Below are 13,069 nucleotides of genomic sequence, written 5' to 3' on the forward strand. Positions count from 1 at the left end.
AAGTGTGAGCAGATCCTCAGAAAAGGTAGGATTGTTGTTAGCAATGCTGACTGACATGACGCTTCAAATCAATGGACAAACCCGCAGCTTTCCCGAACCCGTTCCCTCAACGCTCGACCAGGTGCTCCTGGAACTTGGCATGAAGGCCGACCGGATTGCAGTGGAACGAAACGGGGAGATCGTACCCCGGACGCAGTGGAGCGAAACTGCGGTGCAGTCCGGCGACCGGCTGGAGGTCGTCCATTTTGTCGGCGGCGGCTCGTCAGCTTCGAGCTGACTTTGCCAGCAGATTCTGTAGAAGCCGCTCCCAGCGGTCTCCGTACTCGGTCCAGCCTCCGATAGCGTGAACACGAGCCAGAGCCGCCGCTCGCATCTTCGCTTGCAGCAGGGGATCGTCGGCCAATTGCTGGAGTCTTGCGGTAATGGCTTCAGGATCTCTGATCGCGACAATAAATCCTTCAACACCATCGCTGAAGAGGTCTTCCCCTCCGGTATTGGTTGAACAGATGACCGGGCACCCGCAAGCCAATGCCTGAGCCTGTACCAGGGCCAGACCTTCCTCAATGCTGGGTAGTACAAGAGCGTGGCTGGTGCTCATCAACTCCGCAAGCCGTGACTGCGGAATGGCTCCTAGAAATTCGACATTCTCCTGCGGGCAGTTGGGCAGGACGGTGCGCAGATCTTCCTGCACCTGGCCTGCGATCAGCAGCCGTTTGTGCGGATGGCGCAGCGCTGCAAACGCCTGTAGCAGGTAGGGAACTCCTTTACGCAGTCCCGCAGCCCCTGCAAAGAGTACCTGGAATTCGTCCTGTGCCGGTTCGCCGGTAGGGTGGAAGTTTTCGAGGCGAACACCATAGGGAATCGTATGCACCTTCGAAGCCGGCACGCCCATCTCCACAAAAGAACGGGCCGCAACGCTGGACGGAACCGTGATGGCATCGGCCTGGGCGTAGATCGCCTCCTCGCGCACGGTATCGCGCTCATCGGAGACCTGCCGCTCGACACCCCAGCGGCGATACTCCTCGGCGACGATGTTCTCCTGATATCGCTGGTGCGTGGAGCCGCGGTCGCACACGAAGAGTCCACCGCGTTCCTGCAGATGTCTGCCAGTCAGTAGACCGGCTCCGGAGATGGCGATCAGGACATCGGGAGAAGGTTTGCCACGGCGCAGGTCACGCAGGAACTGAAGGTCGGTCCAGAGGTCGAAGGTCAGCGCGTTGGCGTACCCCAAATGGTCATCGAGGGCTGGCAGATCGAACGGGCTGCGCTGTAGCGCGAGCTGAGGAAGATGCAGCCAGGGAAAGGTCTTGACCTTGTCGCGAGACAGGCATTCGCGTTTCAGCCTGGACCACGGCCAGGTTGAATAGACTCTTTCGAGGTGTCCACGCCGCTCGAGTTCACGGGCCAGTTCGAAGTGATGGAAGACGCCGAAGACGGCCTGGGCTACTCGCATGAAGAGTGTTGGGCTGCAGCTTTAGGATAACAAAGCTGCGTAAACCCTTGATCGTGCCATGCTTGATTGCCTTTGATGACTGGAAGCAGAGGGGGAACTCATCGAGTCCCCCTGCTGTGAACGACTATGGCAACACAAGCTTCCATGCCTGGGCTGCCGTTCCATTGCAGGTGTAGATATCCAGTTGCACACCGTTTGCGGTTGAGGCACTCGGAGTATCCAGGCAGAGACCGCTGCCTTGGCCCACAAAGTTGTAGTAGCCATTGCCCAACGGCACAGCTTCCCATTCTTCGTTGGGATTTCCTGCATAGGTCCACGTCTGCAGGAGACTGCCACTGGTGGTACCGCTGCCGGTTACGTTCCAGGTTTCGGTTGGAGCATTGGCGTTGGCGACGTAATAATAGCCACTGGCGGTCCCGTTCAGGAACTCCCACTGCTGGTTGGGTTGGGTGCTGTTGGTGCCTCCACCGCAAGCCCACTGCTGAACGGCAGTTCCATTCGCCGTACCCGAACCGGTGTCGTCGATGCAGGAACCGCTGTTCTCATTGACGAGGTTGTAAAAGACGCCGGTGGTCAATGTAGATCCGCCACCTGAGCCACTGGAGGCAAAGGCTACAGAGTAGAGGTTGTAGCCGCCGTTGTCCTGGTTCCACGTCAGGACTTGTTGACCTGCGGGCAGGGTGACGCTGGCCGTCACGGTTGCCCAGGTTTGATAGCCGCCGGTCGCCGGAATATTGACCGACCCGGTCAGGTTTGCTCCCGAGGCGTTCGACAGGTGGAGCCCATCGGTCACTGCGTTTGGAGAGGCAACCGTGAAGGTGACGTTGTAGGTCCCCGCTGTGGCCACGTTCACCGTATAGCGGAACCACTGTCCCGTGGCTGTCCAGCCGATATCATTACCGCCGCCACCAGCCGAGGTGGTCTCCAGATCGACGCCGTCGGATCGATAGCCGTTATCCGATCCATTGACGGTCGCGACGCTGTAGCCAACTCCCGGGCCGCCCGTGTCGTAGTTTTCGGCCAATACGGTTCCAGGGATGACTGCGGGAGTTCCGCCGTAGGGTTCTTCGGTTGTGCCACCACCGCTGCCGGTAATGGTCGTCCCGTTTCCTTGCGCAGAATTGGCAGATGTGCCGGCCGCATTCACCGCTTGCACGACGTAGTAGTAGGTTGTCGTTGCAGCCAGACCTGAATCGATGAACGACGGCGCGGTCAGGTCCGAAGCGATCATATTGCTCGTCGAAGGCGTGAACCCGGCGGCCGTGCTGCGGAACAGGTTATAGCTCAACGTGCAGTTCGACCCCTCAGAGCTGGCGCTCCAGCTCACGTTGATCGTGCTGCCCGAAGTTCCTGCTCCGGAGGGTGTCCCTGGGGTTCCCGGTACACCGCCGCAATTACCGCTCGTGCCTCCCCAGGAGGTCACATAGCTATTGGCCCCAGCCGTCGTGCCGCCGTTATCGACCGTGGCATTGTTGGAGGCGATCGTGTAGTTGATCTGACCGCCGGAGAGCGTCACCGACACCATGTCGTGGAAGGTGACTCCTTTGGCGACGGGTGCGGCTATCCCGCTGTTCGCAATGATGTTCACCCCCTGATCGAAGACAGAGTAAACACCCAGGCCGTAGGCCACATGGTTGGCGACCGTCGGCGCGACGTTGTAGGACGCATAACCGTCCACGCTGCCGTTCATCCACGCACCCTCACTGGGAACGTCGTAGGGCATCTCGCTCTGGTAGAAGATGGTTTCACCACCTTCGCCGTTCCAGACGACCTGCTCTTTTTCGTAGTGCTCCACAGCCAGACCGGTGGCGAGTACATTGTCCCCGTTTACGACCAATCCGTTATTGCAGACATTGAGAGCCCAGCCAACAGTCCCACCGTTTCCGTGGTCGGCGCGCCAGCTCCACATGTTGTCGATAATCACGTTGTCGCTGTCGATCTCCGTGGCTTCGCTGCAGGTTCCCAGGGTGGCTCCGCCAACACGGAAGTGCACATCGCTGATCGTGGTCGGATTGGTTGCATGGTTGACGCGCGGCGCTCCCTTGACTCCCACCTGCAGAAGCACCGAGGAGTTGACGGGGCCCGCATCGATGAGAAATCCGGCAAGCTGCACTCCGTCCACGTCGGCTACCGTGAGCGCGGGCGTTCCAGACTGCGGAACAAGATCAGCGTAGCCGAGTCCGAGCACTACGGTGTTCGCGTTCGTGACATTGATGGCCCCGCTGTACTTGTAGATGCCTGGGGTCAGGATGAGATTTTTGCCGGAGGACAGCGCAGTGTTGATCGTGGCTAGCGACGTGGAAGGGGTGGCGATCAGAAAGGTGCTGATCGAAAGGGAAGTACCGGCTTCTCCGCTGCCTACACCACCGCTGCCCCAGGTGATGCCTGACGTGTTCGTCCCATACGTCGGTGCGAAGACCCAATAGTTGCTGCTGCTATCCATATAAAGGAAGGGCTTCTCGCGGCTGACAGGAGTGGTCGCCAGAACAGTATGCGAACTTCCGCCGCCGCCAAAGGGGTTGCTTTGCGCGGGCGCGCCGGAGACTCCCGAAAAGACCATGTTCCAACTGCCGCCCGTCCAGCTCCCGAGAGAGCTGTTGCGCGTATACCACTGCTGCTGGGAACAGGAGTTGAGTTGGCCGGTGATCTTGGTGTTGGCGATGAATCCGCCGCTCGAGTAGTTGCAGCCCGAGTCCGTCAGCTCTACCGGGTTATTGATCAGCATGCGCCGGATGGACGCTCCCTGCGAAACGCCCCATTGCAGCGTGCCTGATCCCGGCGTGGTCATCTCCAGATTCTCCATCGAACGCCAGAAGGTCTGCGTGTCATTGCCGTTGATGAGTTCGTTGGATTCCAGGTAGCCCTGGCTGAGGTTGACGGCGCTTGGCGTCTGGCCGAGGCCGGCAATGGACTCATAGAACCCCACCTCGGATTCGACTCCGGTATAGGTGCCCGGCGCGAACAGCACCGCATAACGGTTGGTGCTGAACTGCCCGTTACCGGCCAGGGTAGCGAGCGTAGAGTTGATCGACGAGATCGAATTGCTGGGAGTAAAAACGTAGACGTTGGGGCCAAAGATCGTGCTGTTCTGTGCGAAGGCCGAGGTGCCCAGGGCCAGGAGCCCCACGAAGGTCAGGCAAAGGAATAACTTGCCCACGATAGTAGCTTCGAATATGCGATTTCTCATCAGATTCAACTCCGATCAACTCAGCTTGGGCGAGGGAAATCAGTGTCATAGTGCGCGAAGCAGGATGTGCTCCTGAGACAGCATCTTAGTAAGGAAGGTTTCGTAAGAAACAATATTCGGCTAAACCAAGGTTGTCAACAATTTTTCGCGTGTTTCTACTTCGAAAGTTTGGCTAACTCTGGCGGCAGGGGATTGAGACCCCTCTCTTAGAGGAAGGCCCGTTGCGAATAGCCATAGGCAATCTTCGGCTATCCGCGAGGGGTTCACTATAGGATGGCGTATGCCTCTTGCAAATCCTGTTTTGTTGTTTCTCTCTGTTCTCAGCCTTCCGCTTGCAGCCCAAAGCACTCCTGCGCCAGCCTCGGTTGAGGCACCTGCAACAGCAACAACTCAGGCTCCAAAGGCCGCACCCAAAGTAATGATCCCTCTGTATATGTCGTCGAAGCGCGCGCTCCTGATGTTGCGTATCGGCGATCATCCTCCCGTGCCTGTTGTGTTTGATACGGGCACGAACGGCAACCTGATCGATCTCAAGCTGGCCACGTCTCTGCAGCTTCCCAAAGCAGGACCCTCTCCTTCGATCGATGGCAGCACAGGGAAGCCTGTACCCGGTTTCGACACCTTCATCAAGGGCGCAAGCCTTGGCGGAGTTCCCATCGCCGATGCGAGGGCGACAGCTCTCGCGTATGACAATACCGACGAGGTCGGCATCTTTGGGCCGAACAGCTTTCCCAACCATCTTGTGCGCATGGAAGGCCTCAAAAGCAGACTGGTCCTTCAGGAGAAGACCCCCGAGACGATTCCAAGCGGCAAACCCTTCGCCTATCTGGGAACGCACGATGACAGTCTTCCGTCTGCGGTGCTTGATTTTGGGGAGATCAAGGTAACGGCGATCCTGGACACCGGCAATGATGCGCCCATCATTCTGCCCATGATTTATAAAGATAAGCTGCCTTTGGATGGGGCTCCAGTACAGATCGGGTTCGCCGTATCGGCAGCAGGCAAGCAGCCGATCTATCAAGCCCGATTGAAAGGTTCCGTCCGGCTTGGGGATGTGAAGTTGGACCAACCCCAGATCCGCTTCATGGAGGGCGGACGTCCTAACATCGGTCTGCCCATCCTGCGAATGCTCACCGTGGTCTTTGACCCAACGGAATCACGTGACTGGATTCTGCCGACGGAAGCCCCAAAACCTTAGGGTATGGAGCTGTTTTGTTCACGAGGTTTTGATCTTCGCTTCGTCAGGGGAGGATTAGATTGATCGGAGTTCGGATACTCGAACACTGAGCGTTCTGCTCAGGCACTGGCTTGGATAGTTGATCTAACACTAAGGAGAAATTAGATGCCCTACAGCCCATTGCTTGTCAAACCCTTTCGCGACGAAGTCACCGAAGTTGACGTTCAGGAATTATTGACCTCTCAGGATGTAGATAATTTTTTCAATAACCAGACGGGCTCGGCTCTTCTGTTTATCAACTCCGTATGCGGCTGTGCGGCAGGAACGGCGAGGCCGGCACTGCGTCAGGCAAAGGCAAACGGGAATGGAAAAACACCTGATAGGTGGGTGAGTGTCTTCGCCGGTCAGGACCTTGAGGCCACAGCAAGGGCCAGAGGTTATTTCCCGGATATACCACCTTCGTCTCCATCCATTGCATTATTCAAAGATGGCGAACTTGTCTATTTCGTTCCCAAACATCGGATAGAAGGCCGGGATGCGAATGGTCTGGCAAATGATCTGACCAGCGCATTCAGTGAAGTCCTGTAAAGGGCTGTTCTTTCACTTCATCCTAAGAATCAGCACATGACGTGAAAGCCCGTTTTCGGTGATGGCAGCAGGGAAGAAAGCTCCCTCTGCCATCTCATCCTTTTGGGGCAGCGTATCGATCAACGCCTGAACTGCCTGAGATGATGATCCGTGTGAAGATATCCCCATCGCATCCAGTCCACAAACGACATCGCGCCAAACAAAGAGTGATCGACGCGGGTCGACAGAAGTGCTCTAACTCGGCCAGGACATCAGCCCGATGCATGCGGCTCGATTATTAGGTTTGAAAGGCATCCATGAAACGCAGCCAGAAGTGTTCTCAACGTCTCAGAGCGGGAGTCATTCTGCTGAGTTGCATTGGCCCATGTTTCGCGCAAAATCTGTCGAGCGGGTCAAAGGCTAAACCGCTGGCGTTCGAGGTAGCTACGGTGAGACCAACTCGGCCGGATTCCACGAACGAGGATTGGGACAGTGAAGGTAACCGCGTCACCATCAAGGGCTATTCTCTTCGTCAACTGATCAAGGCAGCATTCAACCTGAGGAGCGCCGCACAGATCCTGGGAGGGCCTGAGTGGCTAGACAAACAACGCTTCGACATATTGGCCATAATAGACGAGGAACAGGCAACATCCTTTCATGCAGCGGGTGCCGATCGGGATGAGGAGGCTGAAATCCAAATGATGCTGCAGACTCTCCTTTCGGAACGCTTCAACCTTAGAGTCAAATCTGTTGAGAAAAAACTACCCATATTCGGACTGGTGGTCAGTAGCACTCATACACGGCTCGTTCCGGATTTGGCAAAGCCTCGCAGCTTATCAATCCGCAACGGACACATGGTTGCAGTCGCGACTTCAATGGACGACATGGCTCAGAGCTTGACACGAATGCGAGAGGTCGGCGATCGAATGGTTATCAACCAAACCAGCCTCGTCGGAACCTATGATTTCGACCTCAGCTGGACTCCGGACCGTGGTGCCGGAGTTCCCGAACAAGCTGTTTACCCCGGCCTCTTCACGGCTCTCCAAGATCAACTAGGGTTGAAATTGAGGCCTGGAAAAGCTGACGCACCAGCTCTTGAAGTTCTCGCGGCGGAGCTTCCACATTTCGATTGATTGATATTGACGCTGCTAGGTTCAGTCCATACAGCGCGATTATCGTGGGATGCTCGCAACGGTCTATGGTCCGGTACGCGTCAATCACTTAGATGGACTGTAGAGAGGGCAGTGACTGATTTGCTTTGCAGAAACCGACACTTCAACTTTGCGCTTACAGTGTCACTATACAGAATATCCGTTATCAGACATAGATATGCTTTCTGCGCGTTACTCTACTAACGATGGCGCGCTCGATTTGCTCCAAGCGGAACATTCCGAGACTCTAATTGGCTGACCAGCCGCTGCCGTGAACCTGAAACAGACGCAGCACGCTCCGAGAGCAAGGTCCGAATCTTTGCACGGTATGGTTCGCTTTCAGGGCGACTTTTCGATCGACTTTGCCTAACCGTGCGCATTTCCCAATGCTGACGAACATCCTTCTGGCTATTCGTCGCATCAAATTGGGTTGTAAATCCTCTTTCTCATGCGAAGTGAAAATGAGTGGGCGATGTCGTTCGACGATGCGCCAACGCTATGGTGGGCGTGACATCAAACGATGAGGAATGCTTCTCTTCCGATGTTAGTTTGAACTTCCGACATTGCATCCATGATCAATCAGGATTGTCGGCTATGGCTACGGCTCCTACTTGCTCCGCCTACCAGGAAGTAACCGGGAAAAGCTATAGAAATGTGCACATCGAGTTCCAACAAGCTGCACAGATAGTTCAACATCTCAGGAGGATTCCGCAATGAAGCATCTTCAATCCGCTCCTTTTTGTTTCGTACTTCTTTTTGGCTTCAGCGCAGGCCTCACCGGGTGCAGCATGGGCTCCTTTCAGCCCAGCACCCCCAGCACCGATACTCCAACAGAGATGAGTGGGGCCATCCATGGTGGACAGCAGCCTATCGTGGGATCTACCGTCACGATGTACGAGACGAACACCAACGGTGCCCCCGGAACGGTGACCAATGGTAGCGTGGTGGTAGGCCAAGCACTTGCGCTCACCGATGCTAATGGAGCCTTCAATTTTGCGACGACATTGACGTGCAATCCGGGCGGTCAATTGTGGATCGAGGCCGCCGGGGGCGATCCGATAGACGGACCCAAGGGGACGACCAACCACCCCGCGGTGCTCCAGGCTGCCGCGTTAGGACCCTGCCCTACTCTCGGAATAAACATTGGCGGTACCTACACTTACGTGTTCATCGATGAGGTCTCGACCGTGGCGTTCGCTTATGTAGCCGGGCCCTGGTATACCGGCAGCGCACTTAATAGTGCATGGCCGCAGACTACCGCAGGGCAGCTCGGAGTAGCGCAGGCCTTCGCCACCGCCGGAAACCTTTACGCTATATCGGGCGGCAGCGGTCAGGGATTGGCGAACACGACCACACCTAACGGCAACGGAACTGTTCCGCAGGCGACCATTCATACGATTGCCAATATCGATGCGGCCTGTATCAACTCCGCCGTCGGGTCTGCCACATGCTCCACGTACTTTGGGGCCACGGGCGGCAGCACGGCCACGACGAATACGCTGCAGGCGCTGGTCTACATGGCCCGGCACATCGGTGGCGTCCCCGTCGCGACCGTATACCCTCTTCAGCCGACCACGCCTCAGTTCTCCCCCAATCTCTCCACCGCGCCCACAAGCTTCGCTCTCGAGGTTCTTTACACCGGCGGTGGAATCAAGGGCCCAGATGGCCCAGGGGGCATAGCGATTGATGCCAACAACAATATCTGGATAGCATCGCAGAGTCAGAGTACGGCTGGCATTGGCGAATTTTCGAATCTTGGCGTTGTCAAATCCCCCCTTCCCAATGGCTGGACAGACTCTTCGCTCTCGGTGGGGACAACTTTCATCACTCTTGGTGGCAACGGCTCTCTCAATGCGATCACGCAAGGCAACAGTTGTCTTACCTCACTTAATAACAATGGTTCAATAATCTCTGGTGCACCCTGTAACACTGCAATGACGGATACAGAAGGGATCGCAGCGGGCAGCTCCCATCTCTGGATTGCAGACACCAATTTGAACGAAATCTCTGAGGTGACCACAAGCGCTTACACTGCCACCCTCTCGGGAAATGGACTGAACCATCCTTACGCAGTCGCAGTGGATGATAGTCAAAATGTGTGGGTCGCGAACTTCTTAGGTAATACGTACTCGAAGTTTACCAGCGCGGGCGTCGCGGTGAGCACCGGAGGCTCAGGACTCAATCAACCGGGTTCTGTTGCCCTGGACAAAAGCAGCAACGCGTGGTTTGCCAACAGGAACAACACCAACATTGTTGAATTGAACAGCGCCGGCACAGCCGTCGCTGGTAGCCCGTTCACTTGTGGAGCCGGAAACGCGTCCGGAATTGCAGTGGATGGTGATGGCAACGTCTTCACCATGGGTTTCACCACGATCTCCGAGTATACGGCCGCCGGCATTTGCGAATTCCAGTCAGTTCCAGCGGTGGGTGGGGGCGGAACGAGAGGAATTGTCGCAGTTCTTAGCGGTCTGGCGATCGACGGGTCCGGCAATATCTGGTTCTCAAGCTCTACCGGGAACCAAGTGGGGGAAATTATCGGCATGGCAGCCCCCGTGGTGACACCGCTTGCCCTCGCCGCCAACAACGGTACACTGGGTACCCGTCCCTAACGGTGGCTCCAGCATCACAGTCTGCTTTCACAAGAACCTCTGTCCTTTCGTCGACCATAGCCGCGCAACTATATGAATTCACAGGAGCCAATTAATGAATGCCATACAATTCCGCTTTCTTGCAGCTCTATCGCTTCTACTCGCCGCTACATCTGCATATGCACAGGGAGGCTGCTCCGACTCACCGGAGGCTCCGACTTATGTCCTGATGTTGGTCGGCTCGGTCGGCATGTTCTACGGTTCTTCAGTGCTGATGAAACTTGTTCGCCGCAAGCGCAGCTGCTGATATCTGAGGCTGGCGGCTCAATTGGACGCAGGTGATCTCGACAGTTGACTAACTCTAGTTGCAGAGTGAGGTCGAGTTGCGAGGGTACTATTCACAAACTAATTTTAAATCAGTTGAAGCCAGATCATGCTTCTGATTCTCGAGCCACTGATGACCCCATGCCACCAGTGATCGCACGCAGCACTTACACGTGGGGCAGTCGTGATGGAATGTCCGCTTATGGCATCGCGGTACTGGTAACCATTGGTAGTGTGTCGTTGCTTCCTCTGTGGCTAATCATTGGACATCTTTGGGCGACCGACCCGCTCCGTTCGATCGGAGCATTATTCCCCTTCGTCAGTCTGATCGGCGTGGTGGCTGCTTGGCGACGGCTCGGTTGGAATCTCGATGGAAGCTTGTGGGGAATACTGCTTGTGGGGCTATCCATTCTTCTCGCCCACGTGATAAGCGTATCGAATTTAGTCATCTTTTTTCAATCTGAACGGATTGGCCTGTTGCATCCCGGCGCAGTATTGTTCCTCTATGGAGCCGGAGTTACGGTGCTTTTTGGCGGGGTCCGTCTCTTACGTGTCGGGATAGCGCCCCTTTGCCTACTGTTTTTCATCGATCCAGTACCGCAATTCTTTAATTCTGCGGTAGATCTACCGTTGCAGGAGCTTTCGGCTTTGACGGCGCGCGCATTTTCCCATCTGATCGGGCTCAACCCGACTGGTGCTCAGCTTCGCATGATGTTTGCGCCGGATTTTGGCATGCTGATCGTGCCTGGCTGCAATGGGGTTCGAGGCTCGATTACTCTCGCGTACTTAGTACTGATCTTTGGCTACAGCCGACGCCTGCGCCCTCGCAATCTTGGTCTCATCACATTGGCTGCAGGTCTTCTGGGCTATGGACTCAACCTGCTCCGACTCTGTGTGCTCGTTCTCTATTACAAGCTTGGACTCGAGGTCCCCTCCATCCAGCGATATGGTGTCGAGATCGACTACCTCATTGGTTGCAGTCTCTTCTTGATAACGACGCTTGGTCTCGGACTGCTTATCCGTTCGCTCGAGCCGCGTTTCGAAATTCACGATGTACGGGAAAAATCCACGGTCGCAACCCATGTCCCGACTACTTCCAACAGCCGCCAAGCCACGGTAGTCCAGATCGCCTGCTTTGTCGCGCTCGTAATGGCGTTCATTTTGCCAGCGAGCCGCTCGCTCAAAGTTGCGCCCTCTATGCGTCCCAAAGAGTCGGAGATACTCGCGGCATTTCCGACGACAGTAGGGCCATATCGACTGATCCGTACTTACTCAGAACACGATAGTACAGGCATGATCGTACTTGGGCTGGGTGAGTATGAAGCGACGAATGCGACGACATCCGCGGCCACTCATCTTACATTAGGTCTTTGGGTCGCATCCGCCGACCACCTTGTTGCCCACAGCAAAGCAACTCAGGGATTACGGCCTGACTGGACTGGATCTTTCGATGCGACCGCGCTCCAGTCAATACCGATTGACTTCGCAAGCACCTTCTACGACGACGGTATCAGCCGACAGTACAACGCAGAGGCTATCTGTTCCGCCGGTGGCTGTGTGGCCCATGTAATTGGCTCCGGCAAGCAAGGTGCATTCTTTAGCGCTACCGGGGTGCGAGATCTTTTGTTTGTCTCTTCCGGCAAGCGTTTGCCAATTTTTCTCCGTGGAGATTGGCCGGATAGTGACCCGACCCAATCGTCCAACCTACGAACTCAATTCGAATCTGATTCGCGAGTTTTCATGGAACACCTCGATATTTTGCCTCTTCTGATGTCACTTGGGTCCCGAACCTGACCCCGATATTGCTTTCTTATGTTCTATTAGAATCGGGAAAAGTCTAATGCGAGGTAATGGGGATCACAGGCCTGCTCTGCCAATAACGATAAGTCTCAGCCTATTGTTGCTTCGGGTTTGTAACTCTGCGAATGGTTTTGTCCATGTTCCCCTGCCCGCAATTTTCTGAGACTTCCCTTACTTGTGCAAGACTTCTTTTGAAAGTGCGGATCGGAGGCATTGAATCGCGCCTCCAGAAGCACAAGAAACACTGTCAATCCTCTCATTCCCCGCCCTGTTTTTGCTGCGCGAGGTCAATCAAAATCGGGATGAGACCCAGGTCGCGCCACGGAGCGAGCAAGACAACCAATGCCCCCAGCCCGATAAAGAGGACCGTCGGAACCGCGACATCACGATCTTTTGCCGGAGCAGGAACGAGCATCTCTCAAGTGACTGTTGGTGGGCGCACCATGCAATTGAACGCAAGGCTAACGTTCTGACTTACATATTAAACGTAAGTAATATTTAGACAATCGATTTACTAGAAGTAAATTTTATTGACACAGGGATTCTTCACCTGTTAGTGTTCGGGCTTACTAGACACAATGCGTAGGATCTTCTAGCGAAAAGACCTGAAAACTAGTCTGACGTGCGAGATCTCTGCGCGCTGAATGTCTCTTGTGTACGTTTAGCAATCTTGACTCCACACTCGAAGGAGCAACAAAGATGCATATCTCACTCGTCTTCCCAGGTCTCAACCGAAGTACCGTCAGTTGAGGCCCACTCCCGCACGATCGGGGAGATGATCTCTATTTAAACCCGAACCCAAAAACCAGGCCCCGAACTCTT

General features: G+C 55.5%; 10 protein-coding genes. 7 read left to right on the forward strand and 3 right to left on the reverse strand.

Annotation, left to right across the window (positions count from 1 at the left end):
- The first annotated feature begins 43 nt into the window (after positions 1-43).
- Positions 44-277 carry a sulfur carrier protein ThiS gene (gene thiS / locus ACIX8_RS12170; RefSeq protein ID WP_014265640.1) on the forward strand — a complete coding sequence of 78 codons (234 nt, stop codon included), beginning with the start codon at positions 44-46 and terminating at the stop codon, positions 275-277.
- On the opposite strand, the gene ACIX8_RS12175 is transcribed toward thiS, so the two are convergent.
- Positions 263-1,453 carry a glycosyltransferase gene (locus ACIX8_RS12175; protein WP_014265641.1) on the reverse strand — a complete coding sequence of 397 codons (1,191 nt, stop codon included), beginning with the start codon at positions 1,451-1,453 and terminating at the stop codon, positions 263-265. The genes thiS and ACIX8_RS12175 overlap by 15 nt on opposite strands.
- Positions 1,454-1,577: 124 nt before the next feature.
- Positions 1,578-4,640 (reverse strand): RICIN domain-containing protein, encoded by a 3,063-nt coding sequence (locus ACIX8_RS24565; RefSeq protein WP_014265642.1) that lies wholly within the window; start codon positions 4,638-4,640, stop codon positions 1,578-1,580.
- A gap of 280 nt (positions 4,641-4,920) precedes the next feature.
- On the opposite strand from ACIX8_RS24565, the gene ACIX8_RS12185 reads away from it, so the two are divergent.
- From ACIX8_RS12185 to xrtJ, 6 genes are all read left to right on the forward strand, one after another.
- Entirely contained in the window at positions 4,921-5,838 is a 918-nt protein-coding gene (locus tag ACIX8_RS12185; protein ID WP_014265643.1) for an aspartyl protease family protein, read from the forward strand.
- Between the two features lie 144 nt (positions 5,839-5,982).
- Entirely contained in the window at positions 5,983-6,405 is a 423-nt protein-coding gene (locus ACIX8_RS12190) for a BrxA/BrxB family bacilliredoxin (protein ID WP_014265644.1), read from the forward strand.
- A 296-nt stretch (positions 6,406-6,701) separates the two neighbouring features.
- Complete coding sequence (locus ACIX8_RS12195; RefSeq protein WP_014265645.1) at positions 6,702-7,517, forward strand: TIGR03435 family protein; 816 nt, start codon at positions 6,702-6,704, stop codon at positions 7,515-7,517.
- Positions 7,518-8,248: 731 nt separating this feature from the next.
- On the forward strand, positions 8,249-10,144 hold the full coding sequence (locus tag ACIX8_RS12200) for an NHL repeat-containing protein (protein ID WP_014265646.1): 1,896 nt from the start codon (positions 8,249-8,251) through the stop codon (positions 10,142-10,144).
- 94 nt (positions 10,145-10,238) lie between these two features.
- Positions 10,239-10,430 carry a PExPT-CTERM protein gene (locus tag ACIX8_RS12205; RefSeq protein ID WP_014265647.1) on the forward strand — a complete coding sequence of 64 codons (192 nt, stop codon included), beginning with the start codon at positions 10,239-10,241 and terminating at the stop codon, positions 10,428-10,430.
- Positions 10,431-10,588: 158 nt separating this feature from the next.
- On the forward strand, positions 10,589-12,241 hold the full coding sequence (gene xrtJ, locus ACIX8_RS12210) for an exosortase J (RefSeq protein ID WP_014265648.1): 1,653 nt from the start codon (positions 10,589-10,591) through the stop codon (positions 12,239-12,241).
- A 262-nt stretch (positions 12,242-12,503) separates the two neighbouring features.
- Here the strand turns inward: xrtJ and ACIX8_RS25950 are convergent, their stop codons facing one another.
- Positions 12,504-12,662 (reverse strand): hypothetical protein, encoded by a 159-nt coding sequence (locus ACIX8_RS25950; protein ID WP_190273773.1) that lies wholly within the window; start codon positions 12,660-12,662, stop codon positions 12,504-12,506.
- Positions 12,663-13,069 lie beyond the last annotated feature (407 nt).

The sequence above is a fragment of the Granulicella mallensis MP5ACTX8 genome (assembly GCF_000178955.2).
Taxonomy (GTDB): domain Bacteria; phylum Acidobacteriota; class Terriglobia; order Terriglobales; family Acidobacteriaceae; genus Granulicella; species Granulicella mallensis.

What these genes read in the sequence shown, in the direction of transcription:
- thiS (WP_014265640.1), top strand. Translation starts at nt 44, where the DNA reads ATGCTGACTGACATGACGCTTCAAATCAATGGACAAACCCGCAGCTTT.
- ACIX8_RS12175 (WP_014265641.1), bottom strand. Translation starts at nt 1,453, where the DNA reads ATGCGAGTAGCCCAGGCCGTCTTCGGCGTCTTCCATCACTTCGAACTG.
- ACIX8_RS24565 (WP_014265642.1), bottom strand. Translation starts at nt 4,640, where the DNA reads ATGAGAAATCGCATATTCGAAGCTACTATCGTGGGCAAGTTATTCCTT.
- ACIX8_RS12185 (WP_014265643.1), top strand. Translation starts at nt 4,921, where the DNA reads ATGCCTCTTGCAAATCCTGTTTTGTTGTTTCTCTCTGTTCTCAGCCTT.
- ACIX8_RS12190 (WP_014265644.1), top strand. Translation starts at nt 5,983, where the DNA reads ATGCCCTACAGCCCATTGCTTGTCAAACCCTTTCGCGACGAAGTCACC.
- ACIX8_RS12195 (WP_014265645.1), top strand. Translation starts at nt 6,702, where the DNA reads ATGAAACGCAGCCAGAAGTGTTCTCAACGTCTCAGAGCGGGAGTCATT.
- ACIX8_RS12200 (WP_014265646.1), top strand. Translation starts at nt 8,249, where the DNA reads ATGAAGCATCTTCAATCCGCTCCTTTTTGTTTCGTACTTCTTTTTGGC.
- ACIX8_RS12205 (WP_014265647.1), top strand. Translation starts at nt 10,239, where the DNA reads ATGAATGCCATACAATTCCGCTTTCTTGCAGCTCTATCGCTTCTACTC.
- xrtJ (WP_014265648.1), top strand. Translation starts at nt 10,589, where the DNA reads ATGCCACCAGTGATCGCACGCAGCACTTACACGTGGGGCAGTCGTGAT.
- ACIX8_RS25950 (WP_190273773.1), bottom strand. Translation starts at nt 12,662, where the DNA reads ATGCTCGTTCCTGCTCCGGCAAAAGATCGTGATGTCGCGGTTCCGACG.